The 17862-nt window shown below is 63.5% G+C and carries 18 protein-coding genes; 5 read left to right on the top strand and 13 right to left on the bottom strand.

Going from position 1 to position 17862, the window contains the following annotated elements:
• Nucleotides 1–44 precede the first annotated feature (44 nt).
• The gene (locus J7347_RS11930) at nucleotides 45–1007 is read left to right on the top strand and encodes a complex I NDUFA9 subunit family protein (RefSeq protein ID WP_209162298.1); all 963 of its coding nucleotides are present in this window, start codon (nucleotides 45–47) and stop codon (nucleotides 1005–1007) included.
• Between the two features lie 30 nt (nucleotides 1008–1037).
• Here the strand turns inward: J7347_RS11930 and J7347_RS11925 are convergent, their stop codons facing one another.
• The 4 genes from J7347_RS11925 to J7347_RS11910 form a co-directional block, all read right to left on the bottom strand.
• Complete coding sequence (locus tag J7347_RS11925; RefSeq protein WP_348521621.1) at nucleotides 1038–1499, bottom strand: NfeD family protein; 462 nt, start codon at nucleotides 1497–1499, stop codon at nucleotides 1038–1040.
• Between the two features lie 4 nt (nucleotides 1500–1503).
• The gene (locus tag J7347_RS11920) at nucleotides 1504–2538 is read right to left on the bottom strand and encodes an SPFH domain-containing protein (protein WP_067685104.1); all 1035 of its coding nucleotides are present in this window, start codon (nucleotides 2536–2538) and stop codon (nucleotides 1504–1506) included.
• Nucleotides 2539–2732: 194 nt separating this feature from the next.
• Nucleotides 2733–2945, bottom strand: coding sequence for a hypothetical protein (locus J7347_RS11915; RefSeq protein ID WP_209162297.1), 213 nt, complete (start codon nucleotides 2943–2945; stop codon nucleotides 2733–2735).
• A gap of 150 nt (nucleotides 2946–3095) precedes the next feature.
• The gene (locus J7347_RS11910; protein ID WP_067685100.1) at nucleotides 3096–3959 is read right to left on the bottom strand and encodes a dienelactone hydrolase family protein; all 864 of its coding nucleotides are present in this window, start codon (nucleotides 3957–3959) and stop codon (nucleotides 3096–3098) included.
• Between the two features lie 444 nt (nucleotides 3960–4403).
• On the opposite strand from J7347_RS11910, the gene J7347_RS11905 reads away from it, so the two are divergent.
• Nucleotides 4404–7634, top strand: a complete 3231-nt coding sequence (locus J7347_RS11905) for a TonB-dependent receptor (RefSeq protein WP_245174055.1) — start codon at nucleotides 4404–4406, stop codon at nucleotides 7632–7634.
• 199 nt (nucleotides 7635–7833) lie between these two features.
• On the opposite strand, the gene J7347_RS11900 is transcribed toward J7347_RS11905, so the two are convergent.
• Together J7347_RS11900 and J7347_RS11895 are read right to left on the bottom strand one after the other, a co-directional pair.
• Nucleotides 7834–8154 carry a hypothetical protein gene (locus tag J7347_RS11900; RefSeq protein ID WP_209162296.1) on the bottom strand — a complete coding sequence of 107 codons (321 nt, stop codon included), beginning with the start codon at nucleotides 8152–8154 and terminating at the stop codon, nucleotides 7834–7836.
• Between the two features lie 4 nt (nucleotides 8155–8158).
• On the bottom strand, nucleotides 8159–9175 hold the full coding sequence (locus tag J7347_RS11895; RefSeq protein ID WP_209162295.1) for a nitronate monooxygenase family protein: 1017 nt from the start codon (nucleotides 9173–9175) through the stop codon (nucleotides 8159–8161).
• 107 nt (nucleotides 9176–9282) lie between these two features.
• On the opposite strand from J7347_RS11895, the gene J7347_RS11890 reads away from it, so the two are divergent.
• Nucleotides 9283–11094 carry an SLC13 family permease gene (locus tag J7347_RS11890; RefSeq protein WP_067683839.1) on the top strand — a complete coding sequence of 604 codons (1812 nt, stop codon included), beginning with the start codon at nucleotides 9283–9285 and terminating at the stop codon, nucleotides 11092–11094.
• A 16-nt stretch (nucleotides 11095–11110) separates the two neighbouring features.
• Here the strand turns inward: J7347_RS11890 and purT are convergent, their stop codons facing one another.
• Nucleotides 11111–12289: a formate-dependent phosphoribosylglycinamide formyltransferase gene (gene purT, locus J7347_RS11885; RefSeq protein WP_209162294.1), complete on the bottom strand. Its 1179-nt coding sequence runs from the start codon at nucleotides 12287–12289 to the stop codon at nucleotides 11111–11113.
• Between the two features lie 77 nt (nucleotides 12290–12366).
• A complete protein-coding gene (locus tag J7347_RS11880; RefSeq protein ID WP_067683834.1) occupies nucleotides 12367–12948 on the bottom strand; it encodes a flavodoxin family protein in 582 nt (193 codons plus the stop codon).
• Between the two features lie 114 nt (nucleotides 12949–13062).
• On the opposite strand from J7347_RS11880, the gene J7347_RS11875 reads away from it, so the two are divergent.
• Entirely contained in the window at nucleotides 13063–13476 is a 414-nt protein-coding gene (locus tag J7347_RS11875; protein WP_245174088.1) for a helix-turn-helix domain-containing protein, read from the top strand.
• 6 nt (nucleotides 13477–13482) lie between these two features.
• Here J7347_RS11875 and J7347_RS11870 read toward each other — a convergent pair whose 3' ends face one another.
• A complete protein-coding gene (locus J7347_RS11870; protein WP_209162491.1) occupies nucleotides 13483–14751 on the bottom strand; it encodes an aspartate kinase in 1269 nt (422 codons plus the stop codon).
• Nucleotides 14752–14818: 67 nt separating this feature from the next.
• On the opposite strand from J7347_RS11870, the gene ubiG reads away from it, so the two are divergent.
• Entirely contained in the window at nucleotides 14819–15589 is a 771-nt protein-coding gene (gene ubiG / locus J7347_RS11865; protein ID WP_209162293.1) for a bifunctional 2-polyprenyl-6-hydroxyphenol methylase/3-demethylubiquinol 3-O-methyltransferase UbiG, read from the top strand.
• 18 nt (nucleotides 15590–15607) lie between these two features.
• Here the strand turns inward: ubiG and J7347_RS11860 are convergent, their stop codons facing one another.
• The 4 genes from J7347_RS11860 to J7347_RS11845 are packed head-to-tail and all read right to left on the bottom strand — an operon-like array spanning nucleotide 15608 to nucleotide 17790.
• The gene (locus tag J7347_RS11860) at nucleotides 15608–16675 is read right to left on the bottom strand and encodes a glycerophosphodiester phosphodiesterase family protein (RefSeq protein WP_348521620.1); all 1068 of its coding nucleotides are present in this window, start codon (nucleotides 16673–16675) and stop codon (nucleotides 15608–15610) included.
• Complete coding sequence (locus tag J7347_RS11855; RefSeq protein ID WP_067683828.1) at nucleotides 16654–17004, bottom strand: arsenate reductase; 351 nt, start codon at nucleotides 17002–17004, stop codon at nucleotides 16654–16656. Before J7347_RS11855 ends, J7347_RS11860 begins: the two co-directional genes overlap by 22 nt.
• A gap of 28 nt (nucleotides 17005–17032) precedes the next feature.
• On the bottom strand, nucleotides 17033–17338 hold the full coding sequence (locus J7347_RS11850; protein ID WP_067683826.1) for a transcriptional regulator: 306 nt from the start codon (nucleotides 17336–17338) through the stop codon (nucleotides 17033–17035).
• Complete coding sequence (locus tag J7347_RS11845) at nucleotides 17335–17790, bottom strand: hypothetical protein (RefSeq protein ID WP_156502123.1); 456 nt, start codon at nucleotides 17788–17790, stop codon at nucleotides 17335–17337. The genes J7347_RS11850 and J7347_RS11845 overlap by 4 nt, the downstream gene beginning before the upstream one ends.
• Nucleotides 17791–17862: the final 72 nt, after the last annotated feature.

Raw genomic sequence — 17862 nt, 5'->3', positions numbered from 1 at the left:
CGCAGACGGTTTCTTAGAGACGGATTGAAGAAAGCATCTCCGCCATGGCGAAAAGCAGCGCGTTGAACGGCAAACTGGTGACGCTGATGGGCGGCAGCGGCTTCATCGGCGATTACGTGGCCCAGGCGCTGCTGGATCGCGGCGCGCGGCTGCGGGTCGCCAGCCGCCATCCGGAGCGCGCCTTCAATCTCAAGCCGCTCGCCAAGCTCGGCCAGTTGCAATTCGCCCGCTGCGACGTGACCGATCGTCGACAGGTCGAACAGGTGATCCAGGGCTCCGACGCCGTGGTCAATCTGGTCGGCAGCTTCCAGGGCAATCTGAAGCAATTGATGGGCATCAGCGCCGGCTGGATGGCCGAAGCCGCCACCGCGACCGGCGCCGAGGCTTTCGTCCAGGTCAGCGCGATCGCCCGCCGACCGGACGAAGACGTCGAGATCGACTATGCCGAGGCCAAGCATCTCGGCGAGGATCTGGTGCGCGAAGCATTTCCGGACGCCACCATCCTGCGTCCGTCCCTCCTGTTCGGGAAGGACGACGATTTCACCACGATGTTCGCGCAGATGATCCGCTGGCTGCCCGTGCTGCCGGTGTTCGGGCCTGACAAGGAATTGCAGCTCGTCTATGTCGACGACGTCGCCGAAGCGGTTGCGGTCGCGCTGGAAACGCCGGGCGAACATGGCGGCAAGATTTTCGAGCTCGGTGGGCCTGAAAAGATCACGATGCTCGAGCTGAACCGCCGGATCGCGGAGGCGCAGCGCCGCTCCCGCACCTTCCTGCCCATGCCCGATGGCGTCGCAGGCGCGTTCGCTTCGCTACCCGGCACTCCGATGGGCAGCGATCAGTGGGAATTGCTGAAGCAGGGAAATACCGTTTCGGGCGAATATCCTGGCCTCGCCGAGCTGGGGATCGAGCCCAAGCCGCTCGGCCTGTTCCTCGACAAGTGGATGGTGCGCTATCGCAAGCATGGCCGCTTCGGCGACCGCGCGATGGCATCGGGCGGGCTCTGAGCGCGTCGGACGATATTCGCAGGCTTGCGGCTAGGAGCGGTGCTCGATCGGTAGGGGGGCGACCGGTTCGACCAAGAGGATCGAGCCTTCACTGCCGATGATAAGCACGCGTTGCCCCTCTGGAGTATCGTTTCCGCGGGCGATCCACTCGCTGTCTCCGACGCGCACCCGGCCCTCGCCCCCGTCGATCGGAGTGGTGACGACGGCAGTTTGTCCAACCAACCGTCCGCGACGATTGTTGAGCAGCGGATCGGAGCTTATGATCGGTCGATCGCGCAGCATCCGCTTGGCGGAAAAGGCGAAGATCAGCGCGAGCGAAATGAAGGCGACGACCTGAATGCCGAGCGCTGGCCCTGCGATCAACGCGATCACGCCCGTTGCCAGAGCCGCCATGGCGAGCCAGATCAGATAGACGCCCGGCACCACCATTTCGAGACCCGACAGCAAGAGACCGGCGGCAAACCACAGCCAATAGGACTCGATCCCGTCCACGCGATCAGCCCCGGGTTGTGCCCGAAGGCGGAACGCTGGCCGGATTATTGCGGCGCTGGACCGGATCGCGCTCCCGTGGCGACGGCATGGGCGTGCCGGTATCGACCGTGCCCTTCACATCGGCTCGCCCATCCCCGAACGTGTCGCGTACCAATTCGCCGATCCCGCCGAGCGATCCGATGAGCTGCGTGGCCTCGAACGGCATCAGTATCGTCTTGGCGTTGGGGCTTTCCGCAAACTTGCCGACCGCCTTGGTGTATTCCTGCGCGATGAAGTAATTGATCGCCTGATTGCCGGACGAGGCGATGGCGTTCGAGACCAGTTCGGTCGCCTTGGCTTCGGCCTCGGCCTCGCGCTCGCGCGCTTCGGCATCGCGGAAGGCCGCCTCGCGCTTGCCTTCGGCCTTGAGGATGGCGGATTGCTTGTCACCCTCGGCGCGCAGGATCCGGCTCTGACGATCGCCTTCGGCTTCCAGAATCTCGGCCCGCTTCAGGCGTTCGGCCTTCATCTGGCGCGCCATCGCTTCCGAAATGTCCATCGGCGGGCGGATATCCTTGATCTCGACGCGGGTGATCTTGATCCCCCACGGCGAGGTCGCATGATCGACCACGCTCAAGAGCCGGGCATTGATCTCGTCGCGCTTCGAGAGAGTTTCATCCAGATCCATGCTGCCCATGACCGTACGCAGATTGGTGGTGGTCAGCGCCAGTATCGCATTGTGAAGGCCGGACACTTCATAAGCCGCCTTGCCCGCGTCGAGCACCTGGAAGAACACCACGGCATCGACCCCGACCATGGCATTGTCCTTGGTGATGATTTCCTGCCCCGGAATATCGAGCACCTGCTCCATCATGTTGATCTTGTGGCCGACCCGGTCGATCAGCGGGATGATCAGGTGCAGCCCCGGCTCGGCAGGCATGGTGAATTTCCCGAGCCGTTCGATCGTATAGACATAGCCCTGACGCACGACGCGCACGCCCATCATCAGGAAGGTGACGAGCACCAGCACCGCCAGGATCAGCAGGATTGTCTGGGCCATGGGAAATCCTCCTTTTGAGCTCTGTCCAGCCTACGCCGCTCTTGCAAAAAGACCACCCCCCAAGGCTTGCATCGTGCCCCTCAGGCCCTGGCCGTCAAGCGCGAGCCTGTTCGGTTGGAGGAAGATCGCGCGGGACAAAAGAAAAGGGCCGCACTTTCGTGCGGCCCCTATCGAAAATCAAAACGCTGTCCGCCTTACGGGCTGACGGGATCATCGCTGTCAGACACTTCGATGCCGATGAAGATCGCCGCAGCGACTATCGCAAGGATAAGGATGCGGCTCGCGCCGCCGGCCAGTTCGCTTTCGTCCGAGATCGGCGCAGCCGAACGGTCGGCAGCCTGAGCCGCGATAGGGGCCGCCGCAAGGGCGGAGGCCGCGAGGGCCAAAGTAACGGTCTTCGTACGCATTAAAAACTCCCACATAAATCTTCACGAAAGGGCATGAAGGATTGGACGCAAAACTCAAGCAATATATCCTGTTTCATTCTAAAACACACGTTAAGCGGCTTTCACGCAACACCGTTTCGTCCATTCGGTCCGCCGAAAACCTCCTTGAGTCTACAATTCACGCGCATAGAGCGCCTGCAATTGTTCCCAGGCACGCTCGGCCGCCTCCGGCGCATAGGCGGGCGAGTCAGGAACGGTCCATCCGTGGTCGCCGGGATAGACTTCGATCTCGGCCGGATTGTCGAGCGCGGCAAAGGTCTCGCGCAGAGTCGCAGTGGCCTCGGGATCCTTGGCATCGTCGTCCTGCGCGATCGCGACGAGATAGCCCGCCCGGCTCTCGTCCACCATCCGGTGCGGACTGTTCGCGCCTTCTCGCACCAGGCCGCCTCCGTGGAAGCTCGCAGCCGCCTTGACGCGCGCGGGCACTGCTGCGGCTGTCCAGAACGTGAAGGGACCGCCCATGCAATACCCCTGCGTCCCGATACCGCGCTTCGCATCGACCTCGTCCTGCGCGTCGAGCCAAGCGGTGGCCGCCTTCGCGTCGCGCATGATCGCATCCGCAGTCAGCTTTTCGCGCCACGGGCGCACGGTCTTGAAGCCGTCGCTGGCGGCGAATTCAGCGAAATCCTCGTATTGCTGGCCGGATACGTCGCGATAGTAGGGATTGATCACCAGCACCGCGTGACCCGCTGCGGCAAGGCGCGAGGCCATGGCTTTCTTTGCAGGACGCAGGCCGGCGATGTCAGGCCAGAAGAGCACTCCGGGCTTCCTCGTGCCCGAAGTCGTGACATACCAGCCGTCCATGGTACCGTCGGGCGTCGCGAAGGAGACCGCGCGTCCGCTTTGCCCCGGCGCCGCCATGGTGGCGCAGCCCGCGGCTCCGAACGCGAGGCCCGATGCAGCAGCAACCTGGCCGAAGCGGCGACGGGTCATCGCGGCCTCGCCCCATTTCTTCATCATCGCTGAATCGCACATGCTCGCCTCTCCTCTTCTCGCCACCGACTCATCGAGCCGACCCGCATGAACCCATTCTCAAGACTATGGCAGAAGGCAGAGGATGTTCCCTCGGATCGAATTTTGTCGGAGTTGTAACAATTCTACAACAGGGGCGCCAACACATCGATTGACGATCAAGACATCATTATCTTTCAAAATCTTAGGAATCACGCCCAGCACAAGACCCTCCCCAAAAATTGAAAGTAAAGTTCAGTCTTATAGAATATAATTACTTTTTGTCGGAATATAAGTTTTTTTGCCGCTTCCGATGCCGGGGTTAGTGAAATAATCCTATTGTGGGCAAGGGGCTTTGGCGGCATTTTATGAACGCCAAGAGGCGAATCGGCTTACCGGTCACGTACAAGGCTTTTTCTGAGTCTAAGCGGTGACCGCCGTCCGGTCCCGTGCTTCTGGGGTTCTTTCATGGGTATGTCACACAAGAATGCGCTTCGCGCATCGTCTTCGCTCGCCTGGATTTCTCTCGCTTCCGCAGCCTTCCTTGCCGCAACCGGCGTCGCGCAGGCACAGTCTGAGCCGCAGGATCTTTCCGACAATAATTGCGACATCTCGCTGGAAAATTGCGACAGCGACGCGGACGGCACCGAACCGCAGAACGATGCCATCGTCGTGACCGGATCGCGCATCGCGATCCCCGTCAATCTGTCTTCGCCCGTTCCGGTCGTCAGCGTTTCTGCCGAAGATCTGTCTTCGGGCAATCTGTCGCTGGGCGATTCGCTGAACCAGTTGCCGCAATTGCGTGCAACGTTCAGCCAGTCCAATTCCACGCGCTTCATCGGCACGGCAGGCATCAACGCCCTGGACCTGCGCGGCCTTGGTACGGCTCGCACGCTTACGCTGGTCAACGGCCGCCGCCAGATCACCGCTACGCCCGGGGTCGAGCGGGTCGACGTGAACTCCATTCCGTCCGACCTGATCGAACGTGTCGATATCGTGACCGGCGGCAATTCTGCGGTTTATGGGTCCGATGCCGTCGCGGGCGTCGTGAACTTTGTCCTGAACGACGATTTCGACGGCATCCGCCTTCGCGGCCAGGGCGGCATTTCTTCGCGTGGCGATCGCGGATCGTATTTCGGGAGCATCACCGCGGGCAAGAATTTCGCCGAAGGTCGCGGCAATATCTCGTTTGCCGGCGAATATGCCCGGCAGAACACTCTGTTCTTCACCAGCCGCGACGCGCAGACCGGCGCGTTCAGCGGCCGCAACCAGTTCAACGCGACCGAATTCACCGGCCCGATCGTCAATCCGACGCTCGGCGTTCGGGCTGCCGAGCCCTCGACCGGTAACGGCATCCCGGACACGTCTTTCCTGAACGGTATCCGCAACAACACGATCTCCGATGGCGGCCTCTTTACCGCAGCTTGCCCCACGGCGGCGGCAATCGGCGAAACGGCAGCGCAGTTCAATGCGCGCCGGGCGACGGCTTGCACCGGCATCGCAGTGCAAGGAAGTTCCAACGCGCTCGCCCAGTTCGGCCGAACCTTCGTTTTCCAGCCGGACGGCACGCTCATTGCCAATCCTTGCACCACCGATCTGCGCGTCTTCGGTTCGAACAATTGCGTCGGCGGCCTGGGTTCCACATTGCGCCGGACGGGTATGCTGTCGCCCGGCCTCGAACGCTATTCGGCGACCGTGCTCGCCCATTTCGAAATTTCGCCCGCCTTCGATCCCTTCATCGAAGCGCGCTATGTCAACGTAACGGCCAATCAGGAAGGCCAGCCGACCTTCTTCAACAACAGCTTCCGCATCGACAACCCGTTCCTGAGCGCACAGGCCCGTGCGACGCTCAACAGCGTTCTCACCCCCGCCCAGCGTGCCAATCCGGCGACGACTTTCACCGCGCAGCGCTTCAACATCGACTTCGGCGGTCGCGGCGAGGACCACGAACGCGAAACCTACTCGATCGTCGGCGGGGTGCGTGGCGATTTCAATCAGGACTGGCGTTACGAAGTCGCGGTCAATTACGGCAAGCTCGATACCTACTACGAAACCGAAGGCAATCTGCTGCGCGCCCGTTACGCCAATGCCATCGACGCGACGCGCAACGCCGCGGGTCAGATCGTCTGCCGCATCAATGCCGACGCTTCGACCACGAATGACGATCCGGCCTGCGTTCCCGTCAATCTGTTCGGTGACGGCCAGGTCAGTCAGGCCGCGCTCGACTACTTCCTCTACACGTCCAACCGCGTACAGGAGGCAGAATTGTTCGACGTCACGGCTTTCGTCGCCGGCGACACCTCGCAGTTCTTCGAAATGCCTGCCGGTCCGATCGGCTTTGTCATCGGCGGGGAATATCGCGAGCAGACGGCCTTTGCCGCATATGACGAAACGACCCGCAACGGCCTCACCTTCCTCAACGCGATCGCCGATTTCGATCCGCCCAAGCAGAAGGTCACCGAAGCGTTTGGCGAAATCAATATCCCGATCGTGGCCGACATCCCGTTTATTCGGGAACTGAGCCTTGCGGGCGCTGCGCGCTATTCCGACTACAATATCGGTCAGACGGGCGGCGTATGGGCTTATAACGGCAGCGTGATCTACGCGCCTGTCGAAGATCTCAAACTGCGCGGCGGCTATGCCCGTGCGGTCCGTGCGCCGACCCAGAGCGATCTGTTCTCGGCCGCGACCCAGACCTTCATCAACGGGTTCGTCGATCCGTGCAGCCAGAACCGCATTAACGACAATCCCAACCGCAGCGCGAATTGTGCAGCGGCGGGCGTGCCGACGACGCAGACCTTCAACGGCACGACCGAACCGTTCACCAACGTGACCGCATCGGGTATCTCGGCCAATAATGGTGGCAATCCCAACCTGCGCGAGGAACGCAGTGAAAGCTGGACTTTCGGCGCCGTGTTCGAGCCGCGCTTCCTGCCGGGCTTCGCCCTGACGGTCGATTACTACGACATCACGATCGACAACGTGATCTTCGCGCTGGGCGGCCAGGCGGTTATCAACCAGTGCTATGACAGTCCCTCGGGAATCGACAACCAGTACTGCGCGGCTGTCTTCCGCAATCCGAACGGAACCCTTCAGGGCCAGCAGAATGTGATCCAGGCGGGTACTACGGTGTCGCTGACGCCGACCGGGCCGTCCGCTCTGATCGCGCCGTTCAACTTCGCCAAGCAGGAAACGTCCGGTGTCGATGCCGACATGTCGTATCGCACCGAACTGAGCGACGGCCTCGATCTGCGCCTGCGCGGCCTGCTGTCCTACGTGATCAAGCGGAACAACTTCACCGACATCACAGACGAGACCTTCTACGATCGCCAGCTCGGTGAACTTGGCGATCCGCGCTGGCAGGGACAGCTCTCTGCGAACCTGTCCACCGACACTGTCGATTTCGGATACCGCATGCGATATATCGGCAAGCAGGTTCTCGGCAATTACGAGACCTATTTCAGCGTTCAGGGCCGTCCGCCGCTCAATCCCGACGCATCGCCCTTCACCTATTACCCCGACGTGACCTACCACGACTTCCGCGTCGATTTCTCGACGGACGATGATTTCACGTTCTACGCCGGGGTCGACAATGCGTTCGACAAGCTGCCGCCGCTGGATCTGCTCGGCACGGAAGGCGGATCGCCCTTCGGTCCGGTCGGACGGTTCTTCTACGCCGGGGCGGAATTCAAATTCTAAGCCTTGGGGCGGCTCGCCTTGTCGGGTGGGCCGCCCTTCCTCTCAAAACGGGAAACCTCGAACAGCTCAGTGCGGCCTGCGTCGCCCCTACTTGGCGCAGTCACCTCACAAAGCAGGGGCACCCGGGCAGCGGCGCCCTCACTCCGGGCGGGAGCCGGACCTTCGAGGGTCGGAGAGCAGTTCTCCGACCCTTTCTTTTTCACTCGTCCTCGAACTCGATCCGGCGAAAGCCGGTATCCTGCAGAACCCGCCGCACCAGAGCCCGCTCCGCCGGGGTCAGCGCCGGATCGGTGGGGCCGACGACGGCGCGCGGTTCGTAGAGCATATAGGCGCCGGTCTTCAGGATCTGGCGCAAGGCGTGGGACAGCGCGTGCTCGAAACGAGTGGCGTCGGCCACCACTTGCGTGTCGGACGAGAAGGGGTGATCGGCGCGCTGGTCGATGAATATGCCGCTCTTGCGCTCGGTGACCTGCACACGGTCGCGATAGATCGCGACATCCACGTCGAGGCGGCCCAGCATGATCTCAGCGGCGCGCGAGCGCCTCCTCGCTTTGCCTCATCAGCTTGGCGACGATATCCGCCACAGGCTCTTCCTCCTTCAGCATGCCGACGGACTGGCCCGCCATCAGGCTGCCATTTTCGACATCGCCATCGATCACGGCCCGGCGAAGCGCGCCCGCCCAGTAATGTTCGATCTGCAATTGCGCTTCCGCCATCGCAATCTCCTCGCGATCGAGAATATCGGCGACTTCGCGTTGCTTGGCGGTGAACGCCTCCGTACCCTTGTTCTTCAGCGCGCGCACCGGGATCACCGGCAAGCGCGCATCGACCTGGACGCTGGCGACCGCATCGCGCGCGCTGGCGCGGAAGAACGCCTTCTTGAAATCGGCATGGGCGATGCTCTCGACAGCGCAGGCGAACCGCGTTCCCAACTGGACGCCCGCAGCGCCCATTTCGAGATAGCCCGCGATCGTCTCGCCCCGCCCGATCCCGCCTGCAACGAAAATCAGGTGCTCTTCGCTCAGCTCGGGCAGCATTTCCTGCGCCAGCACGCTGGTCGATACCGGGCCGATGTGGCCGCCCGCCTCCATGCCTTCGATCACCAGCGCATCCGCGCCCGAGCGGAGCAGCTTCTTCGCCAGCGCCAGCGTGGGCGCGAAACAGATGACCTTGGCAGGGTTCTTGCCGCCCTTGATCGCCTCGACGCTGCCCTTGGGCGGGATGCCACCTGCGAGGACGACATGCGTGACGCCGTGCTTTTCGCACACGCCGATCAAATCGAAGAGCTGCGGATGCATGGTGATGAGATTCACGCCGAACGGCTTGTCGGTCAGCGCTCTGGTCGCCGCGATCTCCGCGTCGAGCAGCTCAGGCGTCATCGCGCCGCAGGCGATCACGCCGAAGCCGCCCGCATTCGATATGGCGGAAACCAGGTTGCGCTCGGACACCCAGCTCATCGCCCCGCACAGGATCGCGGTCTCGCTGCCCAGGAAATCGGTGCCTCGGCGCATCAGCCGCGCAGTCTTGGAAAAATCGTTCATCGGACCGCGATTAGGCGCTGGTCATGGATGGAGCAAGAAACTCTCTTCGTCCGCGAATAGGCGAAAACGCTTCCCCGTTCGCTATTTTTGGATAGCTGTCGGAGCAGATGCCGACGCTCCTGCCCGAATCGCTTGCCCCCTTTCACCCCGAAATCGGGCTGGCGATGCTGGTGATCCTCTTCATCGCTTTTGCGCTGGAGCGTTTGCCGCCGGTCGTGCTGGCGGTCTCCTTCGCGCTCGCCATGCTGCTGCTGGGCTTTCTTTCGGTGGACGAATTGCTGGCGGTCTTCTCGAACCCGGCCCCGATCACCATCGCAGCGATGTTCGTCCTGTCCGGCGCCTTGCTGAGAACCGGCGCGCTGGAGGAAGTGGCGGGCTGGGTGATCCGGCGCACGCTGCGCAAACCCCGGCTGGCGGTTGCGGAAATCGGTGCAGGCACGGTGGTGGCATCGGCCTTCATGAACAACACGCCGGTCGTCCTGGTGATGATTCCCATCGTCAAGCGCCTCGCCAAGGCGGTGGGGATCGGCGCGACACGGCTGCTGATCCCGCTTTCCTACCTCTCTATCCTCGGCGGCACACTGACTCTGATCGGAACCTCCACCAATCTCCTTGTCGACGGCGTGGCGCAAGAACAGGGTCTTGAGCCCTTCACCATGTTCGAGATCACCGGCGTGGGGCTCTGGGCTGGTGTGGCGGGTATCCTCTACCTCGTCGTCGCCGGACCACGCCTGCTGCCCGACCGCCAGCCTCGCGCGCTGGACGAGGCGGCCGAAAGCGATGTCTATCTCTCCCATCTTTCGCTGGTTTCGGACAGCCCTATGGTCGGCCAGCCGATCGGACAGATCGCGCTGTCGCGCCGTCCGGGCGTGCGCATCCTCGGCCTGAAACGTGGGGGTGAAATCCTGCGCGGCGATATCGAAGAGCATGTCCTCGGCGCGGGCGACCAGCTGGTGGTCTCCTCCAGCCCAGCCGAGCTCGCCTCGCTGGCGGAGGCCTACGATTTCCGCACTGGATTGACCGGTGTCGGCGGCGGAGTTGTCACGGCGGGGCCGGAGCGTCCGCGCGATCTTTCCCTGGTCGAAGCGGTCGTATCGTCAGCCCATCCGATCATCGGGCGCCGCCTCGCCGATATCCCGCTGCTGTCGAAGCTGCGCGTACGCGTTCTCGGCCTGTCGCGTCCCCGGCATGTCGCCGGCCCCGAACTGGCCGAAGTGCGCGTGCGGGCGGGCGACCGGTTGCTGATCGCGGCAGGAGAGGACGCCACACAGGCCCTGCAGGCCAATGTCCTGCTCGGCACCGTGACCCAGACGCCTGCGCGTGCGTTCCGCCGTGATCGTGCGCCGATCGCCATCGCCACGCTTGCCGCCGTGGTGCTGGTTGCGGCCGTTTTCGCCCTGCCGATCCAGGCGCTGGCGCTGCTGGGCGCGGGAATCGTCCTAGCAACACGCTGCCTCGAACCCGAAGAGGCGTGGAGCGCGATCGACGGGAACACTCTGGTGCTGATCTTCGGTATGCTGGCCTTCGGCACGGCGCTCGAAAATGCCGGGACCGTGGAGCTGCTGGTGCGCTGGGCCCAGCCTCTGTTCACCGCCTCTTCGCCCGTGCTGATCCTGCTGGCGGTCTATGCGCTGACCAGCGTGCTGACTGAAAGCGTCACCAACAACGCCGTCGCCGTGATCCTGACGCCGATCGCGATCGGGCTGGCGCAGGCGATCGGTGCCGATCCGCGCGAAATGGTTGTGGCCGTGATGTTCGGAGCCAGCGCCAGCTTCGCGACGCCGATCGGGTATCAGACCAATACGCTGGTCTATGGCGCGGCGAATTATCGTTTCGCGGACTTCCTCAAGATCGGCGTGCCGATGAATATCGTCGTCGGCGTAGCGACCTGCTTCGCCATCGACCTGTTCTTCGGCTGAGCCCGGTCAGTCGCAATCAGTCGCCATAGACGATCCGCACCTTGTCCGCGGCGGCGCGCGCATGGGCGCGGGCCGTATCGGTGTCACCCGCTGTCGCCAGCGCCACGCCCATGCGCCGATAGGGGCGACTGGTGGGCTTGGAAAAGATGCGCAGATCTGTGCCCGGTTGGCCAAGCGCTTCGGCCAGACCTTCATAGGACAGGCTCTCGCTGTCCCGCTCGGCCAGGATGACCGCGCTCGCGGCGGGACGGGCACGCAGTTCCGCAGGCACCGGCAAGCCCAGTACGGCGCGGGCATGAAGGTCGAATTCGGTCAGGTTCTGACTGACCAGCGTGACCATGCCGGTATCGTGCGGGCGAGGACTCAATTCGGAAAAGATGACTTCTTCCGCGCCGTCCTCCGCCCTGGCGACGAAGAATTCGACGCCGAAGAGGCCATAACCGCCGAGATCGTCAACGATAGTGCGCGCCATGTCCTGCGCTTTTTCGAGCGCCGCGTCGCTCATGGCGATGGGCTGCCAGCTTTCCTGGTAATCGCCGCGTTCCTGCCGATGGCCGATCGGCGGGCAGAAACTGATGCCGCCCTCGTGGCGAACGGTAAGAAGCGTGATCTCGTATTCGAAAGCCACGAACTGCTCGACGATGACGCGGCTTCGGTCGCCGCGCATATTGGCGACGGCGTAATCCCAGGCCGCTTCCAACCCATCTTCGCCCCTGACCGTGGTCTGGCCCTTGCCGGACGAGGACATGACCGGCTTTACTACGCAGGGAAACCCGGTGTGGGCGGCGGCGGCACGGACCTCTTCCAGGTTCTTGGCGTAGCGATAGGCGCTCGTCCTGAGGCCCAGCTCATGCGCCGCCAGATCGCGGATCGCATCGCGGTTCATGGTCAGCTGCGCGGCACGCGCGCTCGGCACCACGGTAAAACCTTCCTGCTCCAGCTCTGCCAGCACCTCGGTCCGGATCGCTTCGATTTCAGGCACGATATAATCGGGCCCGTGCGTTTCGACCGCGCGCCGCAGCGCCTCGGCATCGAGCATCGAGAACACCTCGCGCGCATCGGCGAGCTGCATGGCGGGCGCGTTATCGTAGGCGTCGCAGGCCACCACATGCGCCCCCAGCCGCTTCGCCGAGATGACGAATTCGCGCCCCAGCTCGCCCGAACCGAGCAGGAGGATTTTGGCGGTGTGAGCCATGGCTACATATCTCCGGTGGCCGATCGCGGCGTTCGTGCCGTCTTTCGACCACCGGAGCCTGGCGTGCAAGCCCGCGCTTACGCGGCAGGGCGCAGGCGCTCGGCGAAGTCTGCGATACGGCGACCGTATGTTTCCGCCGTCGCAAGATCGCCGGTGAAAATCTCCTCTACTGCTGCATCGGCCGGCGATCGGATCATCGCCCCGACCGATCCGCCGAGATGGTTCAGATCGTCATGGCTGGACGCCTTCTGATTGGCGGGCGGGATTCCGAGGCTGATCCAGATGCCGCCATGCTGCGAAGCGAGCGTCTGCATTGCGATCAGCGATACCTGCTTGTCGCCCGATGGGCTTGCCGAATTGGTGAAGCCGCCGAAAATCTTGTCCTTCCAGGCCCCCGCCATCCAGCGCCCCGAAGTCGCATCGGCGACCTTTTTAAATTGCCAGCTGACATTACCCATATAGGTCGGCGCGCCGAAGACGATGGCATCGGCTGCATCCAGCGCCTGCCAGTCCTCGTCCGTCAGATTCCCTTCGGCATCGATGGTTACAAGGCGCGCACCCGCCCCCGCGCCGTTCGCGACATGCTGCGCCACGGCGGCGGTGTGGCCGTAACCGGAATGGAAGAGGACTGCGATGCTCGGTTCGCTGGATTGGGTCATGATCGTGCTCCTATTTTGGGTTTCGCGATGATTGCAGGTTTCGTTTGGAAACCAGCGTGCGAACCGCTAGATAGATCGCTCAGGAAATCGCGAAAGAGAGCACTTGTGAGTGACATGGTAACCTTGCGGAAACCCACGGACGATGCGCACGATGCGCAGATGCAGGGTTTCAGCGTCTACAGCAGCGAATGCCCGGCCCGCGCCGTGCTGGACCATGTCGGCGACAAATGGGCGCTTCTGATCCTGCGCCGCCTCGCCGAAGGGCCGCGCCGCTTCAACGCACTGCGACGCGACATCGCGGGAATTTCGCAAAAAGTGCTTTCGCAGGTTCTCAAGCGGCTCGAACGCGACGGTTTGCTGACGCGCACGGTGACGCCGAGCGTGCCGGTCTCGGTCGAATACGCTTTGACCGTGATGGGGGAGACCCTTACCGAGCGTGTATGTCCGGTCCTGCGCTGGGCCGAAGAGAACATGCCCGCGATCCTGCGAGCGCAGGATCTATACGACGCGAAGCAGGACGCCGCCTGAGCGGCTTTAGTCCGCCGAATTATCCGCCGCATCCAGCCCATAGGCGGTGTGCAGCACGCGCACCGCCAGTTCGGTCTCGTCCTCGTCGATCATCACGCTCACCTTGATCTCGGACGTGGTGATCGCCTGGATGTTGATCCCGCGATCGGCGAGCGAGCGGAACATCGTCGCGGCAACACCCGCATGACTTTTCATCCCCACGCCGACGACCGAAATCTTGGCGATATGACTGTCGGTGATGATGCGGTTGAAGCCGATATCGCCGCGCTTGTCCTCCAGCAGCGCCTGCGCGCGGGCGAGATCGGCCATGGGGACGGTGAAGGTCACGTCGGTCTCGCCCTTGTCGCGGCCCACGTTCTGGATGATCATGTCGACATTGATCGCGGCCTTCGCCAGCGGATCGAAGATATGCGCCACCGCGCCCGGCTTGTCGGGCACGCGGGTGAGGATGATCTTGGCCTCGTTCTTGTCGTGCGCGATGCCGGTCACGTGCTGGCGTTCCATTTCGCCCTTCTCCACCAGTTCGTTCATTTCTTCCTCGGACACGATCATCGTGCCGGGATATTCGTCAGCCGGAGTCGCATCGTCGTCGACGAAGCTGGAGAGCACCTGCACGCGCACCCCTTCCTTCATCGCCAACCCGACCGAGCGGGTCTGGAGCACCTTGGCACCCACGCTCGCCAGTTCCAGCATTTCCTCGTACGTCACCGCCTTCAGCTTGCGCGCGCGGGCGACGATGCGCGGATCGGTGGTATAGACCCCGTCGACATCGGTGTAGATGTCGCAGCGATCCGCCCCGATCGCGGCGGCCACCGCCACGGCCGACGTGTCCGATCCGCCCCTGCCCAGCGTGGTGATCCGGCCATCGTCCGACACGCCCTGGAAACCGGGGATCACCGCGATCTCGCCCGCTTCCATCGCGGCCACCAGCGCGTCTCCGTCGATATCGTCGATCCGGGCTTTGGCATGCGCTTCGATCGTGCGGACCGGCAATTGCCAGCCGAGCCAGCTCCTCGCCTTGCAGCCGACCGATTGCAAGGTCAGTGCAAGCAGCCCGCTCGTCACCTGCTCCCCACTTGCAACGACGACATCGTATTCCGCCGGATCGTACAGCGCGTTCGCCTCGCGGCAGAAATTGACCAGCCGATCGGTCTCACCCGCCATCGCGGAAACGACCACGGCGACCTCGTTCCCGTCAGCCGCCTGACGGCGCACGATATTGGCGACGCGCCGAATACGCTCCGTCCCCGCCATCGAGGTGCCGCCGAATTTCATCACGATGCGAGCCAAGCCCTGCGCCTCCCGCTGGAAACCGTTTCGCGGGGCTGTTACGGCAGCAGGCATGAGCGATGCAATCCCGGTTTCGGAAACGTTTCCTTCGCAGGCCCCAACGGGCGGTCAGACCATCCGGCCAAACGAGGCTGCGCATTTCGGCGCGCTGGCCCGCGATTGGTGGGATCCCAAGGGGTCGAGCGCCATGCTCCACCGCCTCAATCCGGTGCGGCTGGGCTTCGTGCGCGAGGCGATCGACCTTCACTGGAGCGGCGATGTACGCGCCCGCCATCCGTTGGACGGGAAGAGCGCGCTCGATGTCGGCTGCGGCGCGGGGCTATTGTGCGAGCCGCTGGCGCGGCTGGGCGCCGATGTCACCGGCGTCGATGCCGCGCCGGAAAACACCGCTGCCGCCGCGCACCATGCCGAAGGCAGCGGGCTCGACATCCGCTATATGGCGGGCGAGCTGGCCGATCTCGATCTCGGCCAGTTCGATCTCGTCACCTGCCTCGAAGTGATCGAGCACGTCGCGGACAAGGGCGCTTTCGTGCGCCAATTGGCCGAGAGCCTGGCGCCGGAGGGTTTGCTGATCCTTTCGACGCCCAACCGCACCCTGAAGTCGCGCGTGCTGATGGTGGGCGCTGCCGAAACCACCGGCCTGATCCCGCGCGGTACGCATGACTGGGACGATTTCATCGCGCCCGAAGACCTGTCGCAGTTGCTCGCCGCTGCCGGGCTGGAAATGGGCGAGCCGCGCGGCATCGCCTTTTCGCCCGCCAAGGGCCTGCATCTATCAAGCGATCTGTCGCTGAACTACATCGTTACCGCGCGGCGCGGGTGAGGCTCTCGTCGCGTTGCATCATTCATCGACGCGACACGCCTCCACAAGCCCAGGATCGTCGGTAAAAACCCCGTCGACACTCGCTCCGCGCAGCAGACCGTAAAGCCCGCAGATATCGCCGCGTCCGGCATCCCCGCCGGTTTGGCGCAGCGGATGCGGCAGGTAGGCGTTCTCCTTGCGCAAGGTCCAGGCATGGACCTTCAGCCCAGTCGCCTTCGCCGCTTGCGCCACGCCGCTGGATCGTCCGTCATCCGTCAGCAGCACGCGCAGGTCGGCACCGATCGCATCGGCATAGGTCGCGATGTCCGCAAGGCCGCTCGGCGCGACCATGTCGGCATAGCGCAGCGCTGGCGTGTCGGCAGGGCCGCCCTCCGCCCCGACGAGCTGGACCAACGGCGTTTCGATGAGGCTGTCGAGGCGCCGCAGGGGTTCGACTTCGAAGATCTGGACGAACACCATGTCGTCCGCATCGTCGAGATCGTGACGCCGCAACGCTGCGACCATCAGATCGACCATGTCGATCCCGGCATTCTGCAACAGAAACGTAGGATGCTTCAGTTCGGGATAAAGCCCGATCCGCCGCCCGGTCTCGACCTCCTTCGCGCGCACCAGCGCCACAATCTCGTCGAAGGTCGGCACCGGGTACAGCCCGTCGAAGCGCGCATTGGCAGGCCGCAGCGAGGGGATGCGCTCCTTCGTGCGGAGCGTCCGCAATTCCGCGAGCGTGAAATCCTCCGCGAACCAGCCCGCCACCCGCTGGCCGTCCACCTCCTTGGTCCGGCGGCGATCCTCGAACTCCTCGCGGCTCGCAACGTCCGTGGTGCCGGACAATTCGTTTTCGTGCCGGGCGACGAGGACCAGATCCTTGGTCGCCACAAGGTCCGGCTCGATATAATCCGCCCCCTGATCGATCGCGCGCTCATAGGCCGCCAGCGTGTGCTCGGGCCGTTCCCCGCTCGCGCCGCGATGGGCGATGACCAGCATCGCATCCTGCGCAAAGAGCGGCGTCGGCAGAAGCGCCAGCGCCGCAAGCGCGGCCCCCACCCATTTCAGCAACGCCCGTGTCAGCAAAACGCGTTCTCCCACTCGCTTTCGTTGAAGCCGACCAGCGTGCGCTGCCCGTCCTCGTGCTCGGCTATGGGCCGCTTTATCAGGCTGGTGTGTTGCAGCATGAGGTCGATCGCCTTTTCGCGGTCGAGATCGACCTTGTCGCTCTCGTCCAGCTTGCGAAACGTCGTGCCGCGCCGGTTGAGCAGGCTTTCCCAGCCGCAGCGGTCGGCCCACTTTTCGACCGTCGCGCGGTCAGCACCTTGCTTCTTAAAGTTGAGGAAAGTGTGGTCGAGCCCTTTCCCATCGAGCCAGCGGCGCGCCTTCTTGATGCTGTCGCAATTGGGAATGCCGTAAAGGTAAATCATAGTACTTCCGTCCGCTGTATGGCGGCTATCAGGCCGGAACAGCGTCGGCCGCGGCCTCGGCCAGCCGATGGAGGGCGGCCATGTGCGCAGCGAATGCCTTGCGACCCTTGGCCGTCAGCGAAGCCCAGGTACGCTGCCGCCCGTCGCGCTTACCCTTTGCGACCTTGGCGTAGCCGACCTCGGCCAGCGCGGACAAGTGCTTGGAGAGAACCGAATCGCTGATCTCGACGACATCTTTGATGACCGCGAACTCGACGTCGTCAACCCGCGCCAGCATGGCCGCAATCTGGAGGCGCGCAGGCGGGTGCAATACCATGTCGAGCCCGCCGCTCATGCCGCCTGCTCCCGCCGCAATTCGGCTTGATAGAGCTTTTCCCACCAAAGGCTCGCCAAAGTAACGCCCACCGCCACCACAATCGCCACGGGAACCGCAGCGATATGCCACATGCCGGGGCCACCCGCGAACCAAGTCACCGCCGCAATCCCGCCCAATGTCAGCGCGATCGCGACCACGATCGCCGGTATCCCCGATTTCGAGACCATGCCGCTGACGAACATGCCGTCGCGCTTGCGATCGGCTTCAGCGATCAGCGTCATCATCGCCACGGCGACGGCGAACAGCGCGCCCATATAAGGCAGGGGCAGCGCCCAAGCGACAACGAACAGCGCCTGCAACACTCCCGCCGCCGCATGGCGGTGGAGCGGCCAGTGCATGCGCGTCGCCAACCTGCCTTCGGTACGCTCGATCGCGGCCAGCGCGTCGCGAGGATCAGTGCGGTCTGCCATCTCGTATTCCTTCACTTTCCAGCTCGGAAATACAGATAGCACGACTTTCCAATCCGGCAAAAGAATAATTTC

The sequence above is a fragment of the Erythrobacter sp. A6_0 genome (genome assembly GCF_017744235.1).
Classification (GTDB): Bacteria; Pseudomonadota; Alphaproteobacteria; order Sphingomonadales; family Sphingomonadaceae; genus Qipengyuania.
Note: the sequence above shows the minus strand (reverse complement) of the source record. Positions and strands in the feature narration are given on the sequence as shown.

What these genes read in the sequence shown, in the direction of transcription:
- J7347_RS11930 (WP_209162298.1), top strand. Translation starts at nt 45, where the DNA reads ATGGCGAAAAGCAGCGCGTTGAACGGCAAACTGGTGACGCTGATGGGC.
- J7347_RS11920 (WP_067685104.1), bottom strand. Translation starts at nt 2,538, where the DNA reads ATGGCCCAGACAATCCTGCTGATCCTGGCGGTGCTGGTGCTCGTCACC.
- J7347_RS11915 (WP_209162297.1), bottom strand. Translation starts at nt 2,945, where the DNA reads ATGCGTACGAAGACCGTTACTTTGGCCCTCGCGGCCTCCGCCCTTGCG.
- J7347_RS11910 (WP_067685100.1), bottom strand. Translation starts at nt 3,959, where the DNA reads ATGTGCGATTCAGCGATGATGAAGAAATGGGGCGAGGCCGCGATGACC.
- J7347_RS11905 (WP_245174055.1), top strand. Translation starts at nt 4,404, where the DNA reads ATGGGTATGTCACACAAGAATGCGCTTCGCGCATCGTCTTCGCTCGCC.
- J7347_RS11900 (WP_209162296.1), bottom strand. Translation starts at nt 8,154, where the DNA reads ATGCTGGGCCGCCTCGACGTGGATGTCGCGATCTATCGCGACCGTGTG.
- J7347_RS11895 (WP_209162295.1), bottom strand. Translation starts at nt 9,175, where the DNA reads ATGAACGATTTTTCCAAGACTGCGCGGCTGATGCGCCGAGGCACCGAT.
- J7347_RS11890 (WP_067683839.1), top strand. Translation starts at nt 9,283, where the DNA reads ATGCCGACGCTCCTGCCCGAATCGCTTGCCCCCTTTCACCCCGAAATC.
- purT (WP_209162294.1), bottom strand. Translation starts at nt 12,289, where the DNA reads ATGGCTCACACCGCCAAAATCCTCCTGCTCGGTTCGGGCGAGCTGGGG.
- J7347_RS11880 (WP_067683834.1), bottom strand. Translation starts at nt 12,948, where the DNA reads ATGACCCAATCCAGCGAACCGAGCATCGCAGTCCTCTTCCATTCCGGT.
- J7347_RS11875 (WP_245174088.1), top strand. Translation starts at nt 13,063, where the DNA reads ATGGTAACCTTGCGGAAACCCACGGACGATGCGCACGATGCGCAGATG.
- J7347_RS11870 (WP_209162491.1), bottom strand. Translation starts at nt 14,751, where the DNA reads ATGAAATTCGGCGGCACCTCGATGGCGGGGACGGAGCGTATTCGGCGC.
- ubiG (WP_209162293.1), top strand. Translation starts at nt 14,819, where the DNA reads ATGAGCGATGCAATCCCGGTTTCGGAAACGTTTCCTTCGCAGGCCCCA.
- J7347_RS11855 (WP_067683828.1), bottom strand. Translation starts at nt 17,004, where the DNA reads ATGATTTACCTTTACGGCATTCCCAATTGCGACAGCATCAAGAAGGCG.
- J7347_RS11850 (WP_067683826.1), bottom strand. Translation starts at nt 17,338, where the DNA reads ATGAGCGGCGGGCTCGACATGGTATTGCACCCGCCTGCGCGCCTCCAG.
- J7347_RS11845 (WP_156502123.1), bottom strand. Translation starts at nt 17,790, where the DNA reads ATGGCAGACCGCACTGATCCTCGCGACGCGCTGGCCGCGATCGAGCGT.